Below are 19,298 nucleotides of genomic sequence, written 5' to 3'. Positions count from 1 at the left end.
TTCAGCTCGGCATCAGCATGTGCCACTGCTCGAGGGTGGTCGGGCGCAGCACGTAGTTGTGTTCGCGCACCGACGACAGCGGCGCGCTCGGTTCCTGGGAATACCAATGTCCCGGGTATACGACCGGATCGCCCTGCAAATCCGCGAGATAGCGCAGGCTGCGGAACATCTCGTCGGAGTCGCCGCCCGGAAAGTCGGTGCGCCCGCACCCCTCGACGAACAATGTGTCACCCGCGACGAGACGATTGTCGAACAGGAAGCACTGGCTGCCCGGCGTATGTCCGGGCGTATGCAGCAATTCGATCTCCAGCGCGCCGACGGTCAACTTGTCGCCGTGTTCGTGACCGGTCAGCGCACTCGGTTCGATACCCGTGACGTTGGCGACCCAGGGCAATTCCGTCTGCTGCACATGAACCGGCACATCGACCCGTTCCAGCAGCTCACGCACGCCGCGCAGCGTGAATCCGAGCATCGAGCCGCCGACGTGATCGGGGTGGTGATGGGTGGCCAGCACACCGGTCACCCGCAGTCCGTCGGCCTCGGCGATATCCACCAGATCGCTCGCGGCATAAGCGGGATCGACCACCACGCACTCGCCGGACTCTCGATCACCGATCAAATACGCGAAATTGCGCATCTGGGTGGCGATCGGATCGCCGACGGCCCAATCCCGGCCGGACAGCAGCTGACGAAAGTACACGCGGTCGGATCCCATACCCACCACCCTATGGCCCGCCGGCGAATTTCACGCATCCGGCCGCGCTGTGAAACCTCACTGCGCGGCCGGGTGTTGTTTCGGACATCGCTGAAAGTTTTGCGGATTGCCTGGTTTGGCGATGCTGTCCCGCGAGTCGACCTGCGGTGCAGCGGTTTTCAGCGCAGCACAGTGCTGATTTCCTCGGCTGCCTCGGGACCGTAGGCGGCGCTGATCCGTTGCAGGGCGACCTCGCGATCGAGCGTCCACTCCTGCGGACCGTCGGTTTCGAGCACGAGAACCGCCACCAGCGAACCCAATTGGGCCGCCCGCTCGAGGCTCAGTCCGGCGGTGTGCCCGGTGAGGAAGCCCGCCCGGAACGCGTCGCCGATACCTGTCGGATCGACCTTCGCCGACTCCGGCACCACCTCGACATTGATCTCGGTGCCGTCGCGGTCGGTGATCTGTACGCCCTTCGGGCCCAGCGTGGTGACCCGGATGCCGACGCGACTGTCGATGTCCTCGACGGTCAGTCCGGCCTTCTGCCGCAGCAGACCCAGTTCGTACTCGTTGGAGAACAGGTAGGTCGCGCCGTCGATCAGCTGCAGCGCCTGCGCGCCGTCGAGGCGGGCCAGCTGCTGGGAGGGATCGGCGGCGAACGGGATGCCCAGCTCGCGGCATTCGGCGGTGTGGCGCAGCATCGCGTCGGGATCGTCGGCGCCGATCAGCACGAGTTCCAGCTCGCGGCCGCGGGCCACCTCGGCGATCGAGATGTCGCGGGCCTCGCTCATCGCGCCCGGGTAGAACGCGGCGATCTGGGCCATCTCCTCGTCGGTGGTGCAGATGAAGCGCGCGGTGTGCGCCTTCTGCGAGACGAGTATGGCCGAGCAGTCCACGCCGTGCTTCTCGAGCCATTCGCGGTATTCGCCGAAGTCCGAGCCGACCGCGCCGAGCAGCAGCGGGCTGCGCCCGAGCAAGCCCATGGCGTAGGTGATGTTGCCCGCGACACCGCCGCGGCGGATGGCCAGGTCGTCGACCAGGAAGCTCAGCGATACGTGCTCGAGCTGGTCCGCCAGCAGCGCCTCGGAGAACCGGCCGGGGAAATGCATGAGATTGTCCGTTGCGATGGATCCGGACACGGCGATGGTCACTGGGGGAATCCTTCGTGTCGTGCGCTGGGCGGGTCGTCCGTAACGTACACCGTCCAGCGGCGATCTCACCAGACCATGGTGCCGGGGGTCTCACTCGACGGTTTGCATTGCGCCGCAGGGACTCTCGGCCCCCGGGCGGACATCAGCGCGGGGCCTCGGCAATCACGGCCCCGCGCTGACGGTTTCGTCTCGGATAGATCAGTTGAAGCTGTCGCCGCAGGCGCAGGAGCCGGTGGCGTTGGGGTTGTCGATGGTGAACCCCTGCTTCTCGATGGTGTCGACGAAGTCGATGGAGGCGCCCTGCACGTAGGGGGCGCTCATCCGGTCGACAGCCAGCTTGACGCCGCCGAATTCCACGGTGAGGTCACCGTCGAGGGAACGATCGTCGAAGAAAAGCTGGTAACGCAGACCGGCACAGCCTCCGGGCTGCACAGCGATCCGCAGCGCCAGGTCGTCGCGACCCTCCTGATCGAGCAGTGCCTTCGCCTTGGCGGCGGCAGCGTCGGTCAGAGTCACACCGTGGGTGGTCTCGGTCTCGTTCTGCACAGTCATGAACTCTCCTAGGGGCCTGTGTTACCAGTCGAACGGCTCGGCAAGTCACAACGCCGGTTCGCGTATGGCTATTTCCAATCTTGCCACTCGGATCGGGTGCGTGGACCTGTCGACCCCCCTCGAACCCGCAAACAAGATGGTCGTCGTCCTGGCGGGTGAACCGGATTTCCCGGCCGATCTGCGATCGAATAGCCTGGTCGGCGTGAAGTTCCTCCGCCGTGGCGATGCAAGCACCACCGACGACCTCGCCGACGATACCTCGGCCGCCACAAGCGGTGGGTCGGACGGCGACTCGACCACCGCCGACCGGCCGGTTCCGACCGCCGGTAAAGGTAAGCCCACCCCCAAACGCCGCGACGCGCAGGGCCGCCGACGCGGTCCGGTCGCGCCCGCGCCCCTGACCGCCAAGGAGGCCCGGGCCCGGCGCAAGGCGACGCGCGGTTCCCGGGCGGAGCGCAAGGCCGCCTCGGCCGAGCGCCGTCGGGACGCCGCGGACCGGCGTCAGCGAATGCTGGCGGGTGAGGACAAGTATCTGCTGCCGCGTGATCGCGGGCCGGTGCGCGCGTATGTGCGGGATCTGGTCGACGCTCGGCGCAATCTGGTGGGGTTGTTCATGCCGCTGGCGCTGGTGCTGATCTTGACGATGTTCGTGGGACCGGCGCTGCAGGCTTATGTCACGTTGGCCATGTTGGTGATGATGGCGTTCATGATCGTCGAGGGGTTCCTGCTGGGGCGGATCGTCAATCGGCGGGTTCGGGAGCGGTTCCCTGAGCACACGGATTCTTCGTGGTCGCTGGGGTGGTACGCGTTTGTTCGGGCTTCGCAGATTCGGCGGATGCGGGCGCCCAAGCCGCGGGTTGAAGCTGGGACTGCTGTATAAATTTGCGCCTCCGCTTCGCTTCGGCGCGTGTTCGCGGCCCTGAGTCCCGTCGATCAGCGCTCGAGACTCGCGCTTCGCGCATGCGCTTCGAGCGCTGATCGACGGGACGGCCGCGAACGGTCGGTCGTCTGGCTCCCTCCGTGGTGGGGACGTCGGGGGCGGAGGTTGCGTTTCTGTTGGGCCGTTTTGGGCCTTGTCATTGTTGTTTTCAGCCGTGTTCGCGCATCGAGGTCATGTCTCGCATCGAGATGATGGCGCGGAGTTCTGCGTCTACTCGTTCGGCGTCCCGGTCGGTGGCTTCACTCGAACCCAGGAGGGGGAGGGTCAGGTTGTGGCGCAGGAAGACCGAGGGGGCGGCCAGCGCCAGGATCATCGCGGCGGCTGCTGCCAGGAGGAGGATCGAAGTAATCATGGCAGTAATTTTGCGCTGAGTCACTTACGGCCAACAGTGGCAGTAGTGACATTGTTCGTAAAGATTCAGCCACGTACACTCTAGGCATGCTCTCGAAGGTCGCGGTCGTGCTGAACGAGCGCCTCGCCATGTTCGAATTCGGTGTTGTCTGTGAGATATTCGGGCTCGATCGCGGTGACGACGGGCTGCCGGTGTTCGACTTCCGGGTGTGCGGCGTCGAGCCGGGTAAACCGCTCAGTTCGTCCTCACCGGGGATCTCGGTGACGCCCGAATACGGGCTGGACGAATTGCTCGACGCGGATCTGGTGGCCATTCCGGCGTTTCCCGCGGGCGACCGGGCCAATATCGACCCCCGGGTGGTCGAGGCGGTGCGGGCCGCGGCCGCGGGTGGTGCGACCGTGTTGACAGTGTGTTCGGGGGCGTTTCTCGCGGGGGCCGCGGGACTGCTCGACGGGCGCAAGTGCACGACGCACTGGCGGTATGTCGACACCCTGGCCGCCATGTATCCGGCCGCCACGGTCGATCCCGATGTGCTGTTCGTCGACGAGGGGTCACTGATCACGAGTGCGGGGACCGCGGCGGGGATCGATGCCTGCCTGCATCTGGTTCGTCGGGAGCTGGGCAGTGCGGTCGCCAACAAGATCGCCCGGCGGATGGTGGTGCCGCCGCAGCGCGACGGGGGCCAGCGGCAGTTCATCGAACAGCCCGTCCCGGAATGCAATTCCGACAGCTTGCGCAGCACGCTCGAGTGGATGAGCGAACACCTGGACTTCCCGCACTCGGTGGAGGATTTGGCCGCCCGCTCGGCCATGTCCACGCGCACCTTCGCCCGTCGCTTCGTCTCCGAGACGGGGACCACCCCGGTCAAGTGGCTCACCACGCAGCGCATCCTGTTGGCCAAACAGCTGCTCGAGGACACCGGGCTCGACCTCGAGACCATCTCCGGCCGCTGCGGCTTCGGTTCGGGGGCGCTGCTGCGCCATCACTTCCAGCGCCTGGTCGGCATCGCCCCGACCGAATATCGCCGCCGCTTCGGCCAGCAGACCCCTACAGCAGTCGCGCCATGACGATGTCGTCGACGTAGCGGCCCTCGATGCGGAACTCGTTGCGTAAGACACCCTCCACGACGAAGCCCGCCCGCTCGTAGAGGCGTCGGGCGTCGACATTGGTGGCCAGCACCCGCAGCGTGATCCGGGTGCCGCCCTGACGCCGCGTCTCCGCGCACGCCTCCTCCAGCAGCGCGGTGCCGATTCCACGCCCGCGCGTGGTGGTGTCGACCGCCAGACCCTGGATTTGGCGCACATGCGCGCCGCTGGGCAGCGGGATCGGTTGCGCCAGGCGCAGATAGCCGACCACGCGTCCGCCGAACTCCGCGACCAGATAGTTCTCGGCCTCGCGCGGCTCGGGGAAGAACGCGTTACCCGGCGTCGGCCGCGGAATGACATCGGAGATCGGCGACCACGCCCGCCGGTACAGCTCGGCGAGCACGCGATCATCGGCGGGCACGGCAGTACGGATCGTCACATCGCCCTGTTTGGGCCCTCTGCTCGCGCGCTGTGTCGATGGTTCTCTCGCAGGCTCGCTCACGACGCCACCTCGCTGGCGCTCGGCGACGCCGTGCGCGATGCGCGCTGTGTCGATGGTTCACTCGCAGGCTCGCTCACGACGCCACCTCGCTGGCGCTCGGCGACGCCGTGCGCGATGCGCGCTGTGTCGATGGTTCACTCGCAGGCTCGCTCACGACGCCACCTCGCTGGCGCTCGGCGACGCCGTGCGCGATGCGCGCTGTGTCGATGGTTCACTCGCAGGCTCGCTCACGGCACCAGTGTGGCCCACCCATGGGTGTGCGGATATCGGGGCGTGGGATTGGTACCGTGCTGGCGTGTTGAACGATGCTGCGAGCGGGCAAGGCCCGCGGACGCTGGTACTCGGCGGGATCCGGTCGGGGAAGTCGGCGTTCGCCGAGGAACTGGCCGGTCGGGCCGGGATCGTGCGGTACGTGGCGACGGCCGCGGTCGACCCCGGGGATGCCGATTTCACCGAACGCGTTGCGGCACATCGAGTACGGCGTCCGGGACAGTGGACGATCGTGGAGGGCGACCCGGTGGCGGCCCTGGCCGACCCGGTGCGCATGACCCTGATCGACGATATCGGGACCTGGCTGACCGGTCGGATCGATGCCCGCGCGGCCTGGGAGCAACCGCGCGGGACGATCGCGGCCGATATCGATGCGCTGGTGGCGGCGGTGGCCGGATATTCGCAGGGCCTGGTCCTGGTGAGCCCGGAGGTCGGACTGGGCGTGGTGCCCGCGACCCGTTCGGGGCGGCTGTTCGCCGATGAGATCGGCGAGCTGAACCAGAAGCTCGCCCGGGTGTGTGACGAGGTGTACCTGGTCGTCGCGGGCATCGCGACGCGGATCAAGTTCACGGACGGCATTTCGGCATTCGCCGGTGAGAAGTACTCGGGCACAGAACTTTCCAACGAGACCGCCAACGCCGCCGATGCCGCGCTTCTCGCCGGGGCTGCGTCTTCCGCCGGTGCGGGATCCGCCGCCGGGGTCGCTTCCGCCCACGGCGCGGGTGCCGTGCCTGCCAGCGCTGCCGCGTCCACGACCGATGCCGAAGACGCCGTCGCGGAGCCTGTTTCGGAGGCAGGCGAGCAACCTGCCCCGGCCGAGGTGAACGTAACTCTCGGGGACGCACCGATTTTCGCGACCATCCCGGCGCCGGACGCGCATGTGCGGGCCGAGGCCGAGGCTCGGCAGGCGCGGTTGACCAAGCCCGCGGGGGCGCTGGGGCGACTCGAGGTGCTGGGGAATTGGGTGGCCGCGTGTCAGGGATTTTGCCCGCCCAGGCAGTTCGAGCGGGCTCGGGTCGTGGTGTTCGCGGGGGATCACGGGGTGGCGCGGCACGGGGTTTCGGCGTATCCGAGTGAGGTGACCGCGCAGATGGTCGCCAACTTCCTGGCCGGGGGCGCGGCGGTGAACGCGCTGGCGCGACTGGCCGATGCGACCGTGCGGGTGGTCGATATCGCGGTGGACGGCGATACCGATCCGGCCGTGTCGGGACACAAGGTTCGACGGTCGAGCGGCAGCATCGACCGCGAGGACGCCCTGACCGAGGGGCAGGTCAATGCGGCGCTGGCGGCCGGACGCGCGATTGCCGACGAGGAGATCGACGGCGGGGCGGATCTGTTGATCGCGGGCGATATGGGCATCGGGAACACCACGCCCGCAACGGTTCTCATCGCCTCGCTGACCGATACCGAACCGGTGCTCGCGGTCGGTCGGGGCACCGGCGTCGACGATGCCGGATGGATGCGCAAGGCCGCCGCGGTCCGCGATGCCATGTGGCGCGCCCGCCCACACCTGAAGGATCCGGTCGCCCTGCTCCGCGTGGCCGGTGGCGCCGACCTGGCCGCCGCCGCGGGCTATCTGGCCCAGGCCGCGGCCCGCCGCACCCCCGTCATCCTCGACGGCGTAGTGATCACCGCCGCCGCCCTGCTGGCCGAAATGCTCGCCCCCGGCGCCAAGGACTGGTGGCTCGCCGGCCACCGCTCCACCGAACCCGCCCACCAGATGGCCCTCACCAAACTGGGGCTCGAACCGCTGCTCGACCTGGATATGCGCCTGGGCGAGGGCTCGGGAGCCCTGACCGCACTGCCGATCCTGCGCGCGGCCGTCGCCACACTGACGGAGATGGCCACCTTCGACGAGGCCGGAGTGAGTACGGCCGACTCCCCGACGGGGGTCGCACCCTGACCGTGCGACCCACGACGCCTACCCCCGCGACCCGAGGCGATCGCGAGCCGCGGCACTCGGAGGAGACCCATTGGCTGGCATGGCCGGTCGTGGCGCGGTCGAACGGTGTGTGCGGCCCGGTGTGGCGATCTGCGGCCCGCCCGGAGCAGATCCGTCGGCCGATACCGTCCGTCGTGGCGCGGCCGAACCATGTGTCCGGTCCGGTGTGGGGATCCGCGTGCCGTCTGGAGTGGCGGCGCTCGAAGGGGATTCGCAGGGCGGTGGCGGGGCCGAATCGTGGTCCGGGCTGGGGATCCGATTTTGTGTGGCGAGCTGTGGCCCGGCCGGGGCGACGATCGGGTTGCTTACGGGGCTGTCGATGAACGGTCTGCGACTGGCGTTTTCGTGGTTGACGGTGTTGCCCGTGCGCGGGCCCGAGAACGTGGATCGTAAGGGCGCGCGGCGGGCGATCGCTGTCGCTCCGCTCGTCGGGGTGGTGCTGGGCCTCGCCGCGGTGGCGCTGGCGCGGTTATTGGTCTGGGCGGGAGCGAGTTTCGCGGTGGCGGGGCTTTTGATCGTCGGTGCGTTGGCGCTCGGCACGCGGGGCATGCATCTGGACGGACTGGCCGATACCGCCGACGGGCTGGGCTGCTACGGGCCGCCGGAGCGGGCGCGGGAGATCATGAAAAGCGGTGGGGTGGGGCCGTTCGGCGTCGCCGCCCTCGTATTCGGCGTTGGTGTGCAGGCTTTTTCGTTCGCGGCGCTGACGGAGACGGGCCGATGGTGGGGCATCGCGGTGGCGATTGCCGTGGGCCGGGTGGCGGTGGTGCTCGCCTGTCGCGGCGCGGCGGCCGCTCCGGGGGCCGGATTCGGTGCGCTGGTGGCCGAGACGCAGGGCCGCGTGCTGCCTGTCGGCTGGGTCGTAATCGCCGTGGCGGCAGCGTATTCAGCGGTGCCGGAGCCGTGGTGGCTCGGCCCGGCGGCCGTCGTGGCGGCCCTGGTGGTCTGCCGCGTGGTCGTCCGGCACTGCGTGCGCAGATTCGAGGGTCTCAACGGTGATGTGCTCGGCGCGGTCGTCGAGATCGCGGTCGCCGTGACGGCGGTGATTCTGTCGCTGAGCTCCTGACTACCGGTCCGAGCGCGGGCGGGTGAGGGTGAAACTGTCCACGGCCTTCAGCTCGCTCGTCGGCCCGACCAGCGCGTAATAGGTGCCCTTGATCGTCGTGTTCTCCCCGGGTCGGCCGGGATCGACGTCGAAAGAGCAGAAGCCGTAGGGATGTTCGGCATCCTTGAACGCCGACCACGGCGCCTGCTCCAGAACGTAGACCGGAGCCTTCTTTCCGGTCGCCGGATCGGCGTCGCCGACCGCGGTGATGACCCGGCACTGCTGTCCGGGGAAGAACAGGGCGTTCGACGGCGCGGAGGTGCCGCCGCCGCCGATCACCAGATGCACCGTGCCCCTACTGGTATCGATCACATCGGTCCGCGTATCGACCGGTGCGGGAGTGAGGGTTTCGGTCCCCAGCGTCCCGCGCACGGGATGTGAACGCTCGTAATGATGTTCGTGCCCGCACAGCACCAGATCGACCTGATACCTGTCGAACAGCGGCAGCCACTCCTCGCGAATGCCGCGATCGGCGCCGTTGAACTTGTCGGCCGAGGAGATCGCGGTCTGATGCATGAACACCACCACCCAGTCGATATCCCGATCCGCGCGCGCATTGGCCAATTCGGTTTCCAGCCAGCGCTTCTGCGCGCCACCGGAGTACCCGCGCACGTAGGTGTTGCCGCCGTCCTGATAGCAGATGTCGTCATTGGCCACCGCGATCACCCGCATACCGCCGACGGTGAACGAGTACCACAGCCCGCGTGAGAGATCCTCGCCGCGATTGTCGGGAACGGTGAAATAGGTCTGGAACGCCTCGTACCCGATCTCTCCGTTACCCGCCTCGTTCTCGTGATTGCCGGGCGCGGGCATCCACGGCCGATAGCGGGCCGAACGAGAGTTGTTGGCCCACCAGTCGTTCCAGGTGCGGATGCGATCGGTGGACAGATTGGCGTAGCACAGATCGCCGTTGACGAGATTGAACAGCGGGGCCAGCCGCTCGATCCCGGCGGTCACGTCGCCCGCGAACGGGGAGCCGAGATTGTCGTTGACGTATTTGCCGTTGTCGAGTTTGCCCAGCGTCGGCGTGCCCTGATCACCGAAGCTGGTGAACCGGAACGCCGCCCGCCCGGCCGGAGCGGTGCGCAGGGTCCCCAGTTCGGGCGGTGCGCCGTCGTGCCCGGCCGAGTAGACGTAATCGGTATCGGGCGCGAGCCCGGTCAACCGCGCGTGGTGCGCCTGCACCTCGATACCGGATTTGGCGTCGCGATAGGTCCGGGTGCGCGCCCGCACGACGGTCCCGAAACCCTCCGCCGCGGTCCCGTACCGGATCTTCGGATCGCTCACCGAGCCGACCGTATGCCACGAGATCACCGCCTCCCGTGCGGCATTCGCGCCGAACTGCAGATGCAGCCCCGAAACCCGCGGCGCCGCGGCGCGATCCGGCCCGGTGATCAGCTCGGCCGAACGCGGCCAGAAATCCTGGCCCGCCCGATCATCGCGCAGCGAGGCGGTCGCCCCCGCCCCGACGGCCAGCCCCGCCACGGCCGCCACCCCGGACGCCCCGAACAACCACCGCCGGCTCACGCCGCGCTGCGCCTCGGATTCCTCGTGCTCGGTCATGCCCTCAGCTAACCCGCCCTCGGTGCTCCCATCGCCACGACACGGCTAACGAGAGGTGAACGAGCCCTCGGACCGATGATCTTTCCGCTCGGACTATCGGCCCGCCGGGTCGCGAAAACTACAGCCGTACCGGGTAGGCCGGCTCCTGGATCTCCGGCTTGATGCGGTTCTCGACGAAGATGCCGTGCCAGATCATGAAGACCAGCAGGGTCCAGATCCGACGGCTGTGATCGGCGGTCCCGGCGCGATGCTGGTCGAGCATGGTCTTGATCGCGGACTTGTTCAGCAGATGATCGGTCTGGGATTCGGCGATCTGGGCTGCCGCCCAGTCGTAGAGCTCCGGTCCGCGCAGCCAATGCCGCAGCGGGACCGGGAATCCCAGCTTGGGCCGGTGCAGCACATGCGGGGGCACGATCGTCTCGAGCGCCCGGCGCAGCGCGTATTTGGTGGTGTCCTTGGTGATCTTCTGCTCGAATGGGACCTGCTCGGCGATCGCGAAGACCTCCGGATCCAGGAACGGCACCCGCAGTTCGAGCGAATTGGCCATGGTCATCTTGTCGGCCTTGACCAGAATGTCGCCGCGCAACCAGGTGAACAGGTCCAGATGCTGCATGCGCGCCACCGGATCCCAGCCGCGGGAGCGCTCGTAGATCGGCGCTGTCACATCCTGATGGGTCCACTCGGGCCGGAAATCGCGCAGCACGGACCGCAATTGGGCGTCGTTGAAGCTGCGGGCGTTGCCGTAGTAGCGCTCCTCGAGCGTCAGCGAGCCCCGGTGCAGCAGACTCTTACCGCGCGTGCCGTCGGGGATCCGATCCGACAGCTTGCCCGCGAGCTTGCGCACCCCGCGCGGCAGATACTCGAAGGGTTTCAGCGACAACGGCTCCCGGTAGATGGTGTACCCGCCGAACAGCTCGTCGGCGCCCTCGCCCGACAGCACCACCTTGACGTGCTTGCGGGCCTCCTTGGCCACGAAATACAGCGGCACCAGCGCCGGATCGGCCACGGGATCGTCCAGATACCAGACGATCTCGGGAATCGCGTTCGCGAAATCCTCCGGACTCACCATCCGGATGTAATGCTTCGCGCCGATCGCCGCGGCGGTCTCGGCGGCCACATCGGCCTCGGAGTAGCCCTCCCGCTCGAAGGCGGAGGTGAAGGTCAGCAGATTCGGGTTGTGCCGGATCGCCAGCGCCGCAACGGCGGTGGAGTCGATGCCGCCGGACAGGAACGAGCCGACGGTCACATCGGCGCGCATATGCTTGGCGACCGAATCCTCGAGCACCGCGGCGATCTCGCGGTAGCGGCGCTCCTCGCTGCCCGCCGCGAACGGCCGGATGCGGAAGGACGGATCGAAATACCGCTGTGCGCTCGGCTCCTCGCCCGGGGCGAGGGTCGCGTAGGTGCCCGACTCCAGCCGCCGGACGTTCGCGTGCAGCGATTCCGGTTCGGGCACGTACTGCAGCACGGTGTAGTGCTCGAGCGCCCGCGCGTCCAGCTCATCGGAAAGTCCCAGCGCCGGAAGCAGTTCCAGCAGACTCTTCTTCTCACTCGCGTAGGCGGTGCCGTTCGGGCCGGTGGCCAGGAACAGCGGTTTGATGCCGAATCGGTCGCGGGCCAGCACCATCCGCTTGGTCTCGCTGTCCCAGATGGCGAAGGCGAACATGCCGCGCAGTCGCGAGAAGGCCGCGGTGCCCCAGTGGTGATAGGCCGCGACGATCGACTCGCCGTCGCCCTCGGTGCGGAACCGCGCGCCGAACTCCTCGGTCAGCTGCTCGCGCAGTTCGAGGTAGTTGTAGATCTCACCGTTGAACGCCAGGGCGTAGCGCTGCGGATTCTCCGGCGGGCCCCAGAACAGCGGCTGATGCGAATGCTCGATATCGATGATCGACAGCCGGTTGAATCCGAGGATGACGTGATCGTCGTGCCACGTGCCGCGCTCGTCGGGGCCCCGGTGACGGCCGCACTGCAACGCGTCGTAGACCTGCGTGACGATGTCCTCGGTTGCTACGTCGGCGGTCAGAAATCCGAGCAGTCCACACACTGCGGGCACAACCTCGTTTCCGGATAGGGGATTGAGTGAAACTCGGCTTCCGAGTATGCCGTAGTGAACGGATTCCCGCTGGGGCCGGTGTGTCGAAATCGACCCGGTCACAACACAGCACCCGGTTTGGTCTACGCTGCGTAGTACTCGGGAACTCCCGGGGCGGATCGTGCGTTGCACCCGTCCGCCCGCGAGCGACCCGAACGTGCTGAATATGCGCCGCCCGTGCACCGGGCGGCGCCGAGTCGGATAGACGACCAGGAAGGCGTTGAGCGTGGCGCACAAGGCGAGCGAAGCGATAGGGGCACGCCCCGGCGGGGGACTCACCTCCGGCGGACGGGGCCGCATCCTTCGGCGGGCCGGGCTGGCGGTGTCCATGGGGATCACCGTGCTGCTCGTCTCGGGCTGCTCGATCGACAATCCCGTGCTTCGGTTCGGCTGGCCGACGGGTGTGACCCCGCAGGCGACCAAGATGCGGGAGCTGTGGACGTGGTCGGTCGTCGCCGCCCTGCTGGTCGGCGTGCTGGTGTGGGGTCTGACCTTCTGGACGGTCGCCTTCCACCGCAAGAAGCCCAACTCCCCGGAATTCCCCCGGCAGACCGGCTACAACGTGCCGCTGGAGCTGACCTACACGGCGATTCCGTTCGTGATCATCGCGGTGCTGTTCTACTTCACCGTGGTCGTGCAGAACTACGTGCACGAGAAGGTCTCCAACCCGGACGTGGTCGTCGATGTGACCGCCTTCCAGTGGAACTGGAAGTTCGGCTACCAGAAGGCCGTGCTGGCCGGTGGCCAGGTCTACGACGGCGTCGACCACACCCGCCAGGGTCTCGACGACCGGATCATCGAGGAATACAAGGAGCGCAAGTCGCCCAGCGGCCACCCGCAGCCGGGTCCGCTGCACGGCAAGCCCGCCAACGACATCACCTACCTGAACTACGACAAGGTCGAGACCATCGGTTCCAGCACCGAGATCCCGGTCCTGGTCCTGCCGACCGGCAAGGTCGTCGAGTTCCAGCTCGCCGCCGCCGATGTGATCCACTCCTTCTGGGTGCCGGAGTTCCTGTTCAAGCGGGACGTCATGCCCAACCCGAAGGAGAACCACTCCGACAACACCTTCCAGATCACCCAGATCGAGCGGGAGGGCGCCTTCGTCGGGCGGTGCGCGGAGATGTGCGGTACCTTCCACTCGATGATGAACTTCGAGGTCCGGGCGGTTTCGCCGGAGAAGTTCGAGCAGTATCTGAAGGCCCGCGAAGCAGGTAAGACCAACGCCGAGGCGCTGGCGAGCATCGGCGAGTCCCCGGTGGCGGTCACCACCCACCCGTTCGATACCGAGCGCACCGCCCGCGGCGCGACCGTCGCCGAGAGCAAGTGAGGACTGAACTGACATGAAGGTCGAAGCACGCATCTTCGAGCTGCTCACGGTGTTCTTCATCATCGTGGCGGTCATCTATGCCTTCTTCACCGGCCAGTCGCGCACCGGCGTCGAGTGGGCGGGTACCACGGCCATCGTGCTGACCGCGGGCCTGACCCTGATCGTCGGCACCTACTTCCGCTTCGTGGCGCGTCGTCTCGACCTGCGCCCCGAGGACTACGAGGAGGCCGAGATCGTGGACGGCGCCGGCGACCTGGGCTTCTTCTCGCCCGGTAGCTTCTGGCCCATCCTGATCGCCGCGTCGGGCTCGGTCACCGCCATCGGTTTCGCGTTCTTCCAGCTGTGGCTGATCGCGATCGGCGTGATCTGCATCCTGACCACGGTCGGCGGGCTGGTGTTCGAGTACCACCTGGGTCCCGAGAAGCACTGAGTTCTCTCCGCACGAACGCCCCGGCCGGAATCGGCCGGGGCGTTCGTCGTTCGCGTGTCAGTCCGCCGCGTGATACCGGCGGGCCCGCTCGGCGCGCAGGATGTCGTCGATGCCGGAGTCGATGTCGCGCAGCACATCCGGGGTGCCCGACTTGCCGGAGTAGGTGCCGATGGGGCGCAGTCGGCAGGTGAAGGAGATGAAACCGTGGTCCTCGCCGGACAATTCGTGCAGATAGGGCGAGCGCACGCCGTAGGTGAGGGCGGAGATGACGGTGAAGACGCCGCCGCGCTCGCGATGGTCGGTGAGCATATCGTGCAGCCGGTGGAACACCGCGGTGTAGGTCGACAGCGGCGCGAAGACGCCGACTCGGTAGGCGGGTCCGCGCTCGGAGGAGGTGATCACCGTATCGGCGAGATACTCCGCATCGCGCAGGGTCAGCACCTTCGGAGCGAACATCAGCGCACCGGCGGCGGCATTGCGCACGGGCATACCGGCCGGGCCCTTGGCGGCCGAGGCGATGGCGCCCAGCGATTTCCGGGCCCGGGCGCCGAGTTCGCGACGGGCGCGCAGCGAGGGGGTGGCGGCGGTGGGATGCAGGCTCGACCACTGGCCGAAGCGTACGGTGCCCAGTTGGATATTGCCGGTGCCCACCGGCCGCGAGACGCGCAGCGGCGCGGTGTCCACCCAGCGGCCGACCTGAAGCATGGCGTCACCCGGCCTGACGATCTCGGCGAGCGAATGCTCCACGAAGGTGTCGAAATCCAGGAACCGGTGCGCGTCGGAGGTCAGCCAGGTGCGGTCCTTGTCGACCTCCACGGCCTCGAGGGTGAGCGCGGTGATGATGCCCGCGCGCCCGCCGCTGCCGAGGATGCGGCGGAACCGGTCGGTGTGATGGGCGCGCCCGCAGGTGCCGAATCTGCCCTCGGGATCGACATATTCGAGGGAGACCACATTGTCGCTGAACATGCCGTATCGGTGCGAGGCGCCGCTGAGACCGCCCACAGCCGCGAATCCGCCCGCGGTGATTTCGCGATGGTCGCCGACGACCGGCAGGCCCAGCCCGTGCGCGCCCAGGGTGCGGTCGATATCGGACAGTCGCGCGCCCGCCTGCACCCGGACCAGTCGGGCGTCGGCGTCGACCGCCTGTACCCGGTTCATTCGGCGCAGCGACAGCACGACACGCCGGTCGGGCGGGCCGAGCTCGTCCTCGCCGGTGGGCTCACCGCCGTACACGGTGAGCGGTTGTGGCCGTGAATCGCGAACTGTCCGAACGACATCCGCAGTGTCGCGGGGTAGGAATTCCTCCGGCAGTGCGGCCAGCGTCGTGCTCATGGCCCCACAGCTAACCACACCCCGGCCACTTCGTCTGCCCCGAGCGCAGCGGCTCGACGACGGCCGTGGTGAGGGGGTATGTGTGGCGCGAAAGCGCCACGTTTCACACCGCGCGTCATGACATGCGGCGGCTCGGTTGTGGCGAGGCGGCCGAGTGCGGTTGGGTGGTGATCATGAGCACGGTTCTCGTAACCGGGGGCACCGGCGCCCTCGGTAGGCGATTGGTCGAACGGTTGCGGGTGCGCGGACACGAGGTGCGGGTGCTGTCTCGCAGGGAGGGGGCGGGCACCCATGTCGGGGATCTGGCCACCGGGGAGGGGGTGCGCGCGGCCGTGCAGGGTGCGGAGCTGATCGTGCACGCGGCCTCCGATCCGCGCCGAATGGGCAGAACCGATGTGGCGCAGACGCGCAACCTGCTGGCGGTGGCGGGCGATGTCCGGCATGTGCTGTATGTGTCCATCGTCGGCATCGATCGGATCCCGCTGCGGTTCTACCGCTACAAGCTGGCCTGTGAGGAGCTGATCGCCGGAGGCACTGTGCCGCATACGATTCTGCGCGCCACCCAGTTCCACACCCTGATCGCGAACGTCCTGCGCCGGACCGAACGACTGCCCTTCGCGCCGCTGCCGCTGGACTTCCGATTCCAGCCCGCGGCCACCGAGGACGCCGCACTGCGGATCGCCGAAACCGTCGAGGGCCGGCCCCTGGGCCGCGCACCGGAGTTCGGCGGCCCGGAGATCCTGACCCTCGGCGAACTGGTCGAGATCTGGCGAGCCCAGCGTGGCCGACCCCGGCGAATCGTGCGAATGCCATTGCGCGGCAAGATCGCTCACGGCTACCGCAGCGGCTACAACCTGACCCCCGAACATCGCGACGGCGTGCAGACCTGGGCGCAGTACGTGGCCGCGCTGCGCGACTAGGTCTCAGGCGGCGGGACAGTCGGTGGTGGGTGGGATGAGGGAGATCAGGTAGTCGTCGGTGGCGGTTGTGGTGCAGGCGGTTCGGTCGTAGACGCCGTGTCCCCAGCCGTGGTAGGTGAGCATGGTGGCGCGGTCGGTGCGGGTGGTGACCTGACGGGCCCATTCGTGGGGGGTGGCGGGGTCGTGCAGGGAGCTCAGGACGAGGATGGGCGGGCCGTCGATCACGCGGGGTGGGTGTGGGGGATTGGCGGGGGCGATGGGCCAGCCGGAGCAGATGCTCGCGGCGGTCCAGGCGAAGTGGGCGCGCAGGGTGGGGGCGAGGGTGTTCTGGGTGTGCCAGGCGCGTTGCCAGGTGTGTTGGTCGGGGAGGTCGAATTGCCAGTCACTGCAGGCGATGACGCCGGGCATGGGGGCGGGGGCGCCCGAGGGAGTGGGCGGTGCGATAGGTGGTAGCGGGGTGGTGGCGGGCTGGTCGAGGAGTGCGCGGAGTTGGTCGGCCAGGGCGGGCCAGTCGGGGGCGTAGAGCTGTTTGATCACGGTGACCGACAGGTCCATCGGGGCCAGGGGCCGATCGGGGGTGTGTGGGTCGCGCAGGGTGTTGTGTGAGGCCGCGGCGTAGAGGTCGTCGAAGATCCGGTGTGGGTCGCGGTCGTGGAGTGGGCAGGCGGGTTCGCGGGCGCACCAGGAAGCGAATTCCTCGAAGGTGTCCTGTGCGGCGCGGGCTTCGGTGTCGAGGAAGCCGGTGCCGTCGAGGCTGTGGTCGTCGACGCTGTCGAGGACCAGGGCGCGTAGTCGGGTGGGGAACAGTTCGGCGTAGGACTGTGCGGGCATGGTGCCGTAGGAGCGGCTGTAGATGCTGAGGCGGTCCTCGTCGAGGGTGTGGCGGAGTTGTTCGATGTCGCGGGCGACGCTGGCGGCGTCGAGGTGGTCGATCAGTGGGCCGGTGTGGTCGCGGCAGGTTCGGGCGAGAGTTCGTGCGTAAGAGTGGATGTCGTCGAGGCGTGCGCCGAGATCGGGGATCGGGTCGGGGAACCGGGCGGCGAGTCCGGCGTCGCAGCGCAGGGGGTGGCTGCGGCCGACGCCGCGGGGGTCGAGGCTGATGATGTCGAAGCGTTCGCGCAGGCGGGGGGAGAATTTGCCGTGCAGGATCTCGTCGACGCCGGATGTGCCGGGGCCGCCGGGTAGCGATATGAGGGCGCCGATGCGGTGGGCGCGGTCGGTGGCGGGTCGGCGGATCAGGGCGAGATCGATGGTCTCGCCGTCGGGTCGGGTCCAGTCGATCGGGACTTGTAGTGTGGCGCAATCGAATTCGGCGTTCTCGGTGCAGTGTGACCAGGCGATGTCGGGTGTGGTGGGGGTGCAGGCGGTGGCGAGGGCGGCCACCGCCGCGGTGGTGAGGATCCAACGGCGCGGGGTCATGGGTGTCATCCTCGAGGCGGCCGGGGCCGGTTCGCATCACCCCGCCGCGCCATTCGCGCCTGGCTCGCGGGTATGACACGGCCGCCGAGAGTACCTGAGACACGGTGTACATCAAGGACTTTCGCGGTTGCGCCGGACTGGTGAGGCGAGGAGGATGGCGCAGAGGACGACCATCGGGGAGACATCGTGACAGCAGCGGAGGTCGACAGCGCCTGGACGACGATTCCGGGTCCGGACGGCGACGGGCTCGCCGAGATCGCGGCCGCGGGTGGATTGCACAACTACCAGTTGCGAATCCACGCCGACTACGGCCCGGTGGTTCGGTTCCCGCTACCCGGGGTCTCGCGGGTCGTGTCGGTCGCCGATCCGAAACTGCTCGAGGCCGTCGCCCGGATCGACGCCCGTCCCGACGCCCTGTTCGAATTCCTTGCGCCACTTCAGGAATCGGACAATCTGCAGACCTTCGACGCCGCCGAGCACGGGCCGTGGCGGCGGGCGCTGCTGTCGGTGCTGGCCGGGCGCGCCTCGCACGAGGCGCATTTCGGCGAATTCGTCGCCCTGACCGAGGAGATGGCCGACCGCTGGGCGGCCGCCGACGGCCCGATTCCGCTGCAACGCGACCTGAGCGAGCTGTCGCTGCGCATGATCTGCGCGTACGCGCTGGGGAGCGGATGGCGGTCCGGAGAGCGGGCCCGCCAGGTGGTTTCGGCGTTCGAACGGGTGCTCTCCGATCAGCTGGCGCGACTGTACGAGACCGGGCAGGGTGCGACCGACGGCGCGCAGGACGCGCTGGCCTTCCTGCGCGCGACCGTCGACGAGGTGCTGGCCGCGCACCGGACCGATCCGACACCGGGTGACCACAGCGATCTGATCGGTGCGCTGGCCGCCGCGAATCAGCCACCCGAGCGCATCCGCGACACCGTGGTGATGACCATGCTCGCCGCCCACCACACCACCGGCGTCGCGGTGTCGTGGACCCTGTATCTCCTCGCCCAGCACGCCGAAATCGCCGACCGGGTCGCCACCGAACTCGCCGAGGTCCTCACCGACCGCACCCCCACCTACCGCGACCTCAAACACCTGCCCTACCTGCGCATGGTCCTCCAGGAATCGATGCGCCTGTACACCCCCGGCCCCTACGGCGCCCGCGAAACCACCGCACCCCTGACCCTCGCCGGTTACGAGATCCCCACCGGCACAACGATCTTCCTCCCCTTCCGAGCCATCCACCTGAACCCCGAATACTGGCCCGCCCCACACCGTTTCGACCCCGACCGCTTCCTCCCCGCCCAAGCCTCCGCCCGCCCGCGCTACGCCTACCTACCCTTCGGCCTGGGCCCCCGGGCATGCGAGGGCGCGTCCTTGGCGATGGTGGAGGCGGAGCTGGTGCTGGCGATCTTGATTCGCCGGTTCCGCTTCGAACTCGCTGCCGGGCATACGGTTACACCGATCGAGCGGTTCGTGCTGTGGGCGGCGGATGATATCCTCGTCCATCTCTCCCAGCGGACCTGACACCACAGATCGGCTCTCGCCGGATTTCTATCGGCTCTGGGGTTCGGCGGCTGTCAGCCAACTGGGGAGCGCGCTGGGTGCGGGGGCTTTGCCGCTGGTCGCGATTC

General features: G+C 68.2%; 17 protein-coding genes. 8 read left to right on the top strand and 9 right to left on the bottom strand.

Translation table 11 applies throughout. The annotated features are described in order from the left end of the window. Window position 1 precedes the first annotated feature (1 nt). The 3 genes from NP4_RS33245 to NP4_RS33235 form a co-directional block, all read right to left on the bottom strand. The gene (locus tag NP4_RS33245; RefSeq protein WP_068006402.1) at window positions 2-715 is read right to left on the bottom strand and encodes an MBL fold metallo-hydrolase; all 714 of its coding nucleotides are present in this window, start codon (window positions 713-715) and stop codon (window positions 2-4) included. 158 nt (window positions 716-873) lie between these two features. Next, window positions 874-1,845, bottom strand: coding sequence for a carbohydrate kinase family protein (locus NP4_RS33240; RefSeq protein WP_068006400.1), 972 nt, complete (start codon window positions 1,843-1,845; stop codon window positions 874-876). A 198-nt stretch (window positions 1,846-2,043) separates the two neighbouring features. After that, entirely contained in the window at window positions 2,044-2,397 is a 354-nt protein-coding gene (locus NP4_RS33235) for a HesB/IscA family protein (RefSeq protein ID WP_068006397.1), read from the bottom strand. A 202-nt stretch (window positions 2,398-2,599) separates the two neighbouring features. Between NP4_RS33235 and NP4_RS33230 the strand changes: the two genes are divergently transcribed. Further along, complete coding sequence (locus NP4_RS33230) at window positions 2,600-3,277, top strand: DUF3043 domain-containing protein (RefSeq protein WP_068006446.1); 678 nt, start codon at window positions 2,600-2,602, stop codon at window positions 3,275-3,277. A gap of 208 nt (window positions 3,278-3,485) precedes the next feature. On the opposite strand, the gene NP4_RS33225 is transcribed toward NP4_RS33230, so the two are convergent. Continuing rightward, a complete protein-coding gene (locus NP4_RS33225; protein ID WP_147287969.1) occupies window positions 3,486-3,689 on the bottom strand; it encodes a hypothetical protein in 204 nt (67 codons plus the stop codon). A gap of 86 nt (window positions 3,690-3,775) precedes the next feature. On the opposite strand from NP4_RS33225, the gene NP4_RS33220 reads away from it, so the two are divergent. Then, window positions 3,776-4,756: a helix-turn-helix domain-containing protein gene (locus NP4_RS33220; RefSeq protein ID WP_068006394.1), complete on the top strand. Its 981-nt coding sequence runs from the start codon at window positions 3,776-3,778 to the stop codon at window positions 4,754-4,756. Here NP4_RS33220 and NP4_RS33215 read toward each other — a convergent pair. Continuing rightward, entirely contained in the window at window positions 4,737-5,213 is a 477-nt protein-coding gene (locus NP4_RS33215; RefSeq protein WP_068006391.1) for a GNAT family N-acetyltransferase, read from the bottom strand. The genes NP4_RS33220 and NP4_RS33215 overlap by 20 nt on opposite strands. 358 nt (window positions 5,214-5,571) lie before the next feature. Between NP4_RS33215 and cobT the strand changes: the two genes are divergently transcribed. Beyond that, window positions 5,572-7,449, top strand: coding sequence for a nicotinate-nucleotide--dimethylbenzimidazole phosphoribosyltransferase (cobT, locus tag NP4_RS33210; RefSeq protein WP_068006389.1), 1,878 nt, complete (start codon window positions 5,572-5,574; stop codon window positions 7,447-7,449). A 358-nt stretch (window positions 7,450-7,807) separates the two neighbouring features. After that, window positions 7,808-8,554 (top strand): adenosylcobinamide-GDP ribazoletransferase, encoded by a 747-nt coding sequence (locus NP4_RS33205; RefSeq protein WP_068006387.1) that lies wholly within the window; start codon window positions 7,808-7,810, stop codon window positions 8,552-8,554. On the opposite strand, the gene NP4_RS33200 is transcribed toward NP4_RS33205, so the two are convergent. Both NP4_RS33200 and asnB read right to left on the bottom strand, forming a co-directional pair. Further along, window positions 8,555-10,156 (bottom strand): purple acid phosphatase family protein, encoded by a 1,602-nt coding sequence (locus NP4_RS33200; protein ID WP_068006385.1) that lies wholly within the window; start codon window positions 10,154-10,156, stop codon window positions 8,555-8,557. Between the two features lie 118 nt (window positions 10,157-10,274). After that, complete coding sequence (gene asnB / locus NP4_RS33195) at window positions 10,275-12,200, bottom strand: asparagine synthase (glutamine-hydrolyzing) (protein WP_068006382.1); 1,926 nt, start codon at window positions 12,198-12,200, stop codon at window positions 10,275-10,277. A 376-nt stretch (window positions 12,201-12,576) separates the two neighbouring features. Here asnB and ctaC point away from each other — a divergent pair, with 376 nt between their 5' ends. Together ctaC and NP4_RS33185 are read left to right on the top strand one after the other, a co-directional pair. Next, window positions 12,577-13,578: an aa3-type cytochrome oxidase subunit II gene (gene ctaC, locus NP4_RS33190; protein WP_082876438.1), complete on the top strand. Its 1,002-nt coding sequence runs from the start codon at window positions 12,577-12,579 to the stop codon at window positions 13,576-13,578. Window positions 13,579-13,591: 13 nt separating this feature from the next. Beyond that, the gene (locus NP4_RS33185) at window positions 13,592-14,008 is read left to right on the top strand and encodes a cytochrome c oxidase subunit 4 (protein ID WP_062512004.1); all 417 of its coding nucleotides are present in this window, start codon (window positions 13,592-13,594) and stop codon (window positions 14,006-14,008) included. A gap of 57 nt (window positions 14,009-14,065) precedes the next feature. Here NP4_RS33185 and NP4_RS33180 read toward each other — a convergent pair whose 3' ends face one another. Further along, complete coding sequence (locus NP4_RS33180) at window positions 14,066-15,340, bottom strand: FAD-binding oxidoreductase (protein ID WP_068006379.1); 1,275 nt, start codon at window positions 15,338-15,340, stop codon at window positions 14,066-14,068. A gap of 173 nt (window positions 15,341-15,513) precedes the next feature. On the opposite strand from NP4_RS33180, the gene NP4_RS33175 reads away from it, so the two are divergent. After that, window positions 15,514-16,260: an SDR family oxidoreductase gene (locus NP4_RS33175; RefSeq protein WP_068006441.1), complete on the top strand. Its 747-nt coding sequence runs from the start codon at window positions 15,514-15,516 to the stop codon at window positions 16,258-16,260. Window positions 16,261-16,263: 3 nt separating this feature from the next. On the opposite strand, the gene NP4_RS33170 is transcribed toward NP4_RS33175, so the two are convergent. Next, on the bottom strand, window positions 16,264-17,679 hold the full coding sequence (locus NP4_RS33170) for an alpha/beta hydrolase (RefSeq protein ID WP_068006377.1): 1,416 nt from the start codon (window positions 17,677-17,679) through the stop codon (window positions 16,264-16,266). 186 nt (window positions 17,680-17,865) lie between these two features. Between NP4_RS33170 and NP4_RS33165 the strand changes: the two genes are divergently transcribed. Then, window positions 17,866-19,191 carry a cytochrome P450 gene (locus NP4_RS33165; protein WP_211335877.1) on the top strand — a complete coding sequence of 442 codons (1,326 nt, stop codon included), beginning with the start codon at window positions 17,866-17,868 and terminating at the stop codon, window positions 19,189-19,191. Window positions 19,192-19,298 lie beyond the last annotated feature (107 nt).

Source organism: Nocardia pseudobrasiliensis NBRC 108224 (assembly GCF_001613105.1).
In the GTDB taxonomy this organism is placed as follows: domain Bacteria; phylum Actinomycetota; class Actinomycetes; order Mycobacteriales; family Mycobacteriaceae; genus Nocardia; species Nocardia pseudobrasiliensis.
This window is presented reverse-complemented; position numbering and strand designations above follow the sequence as displayed.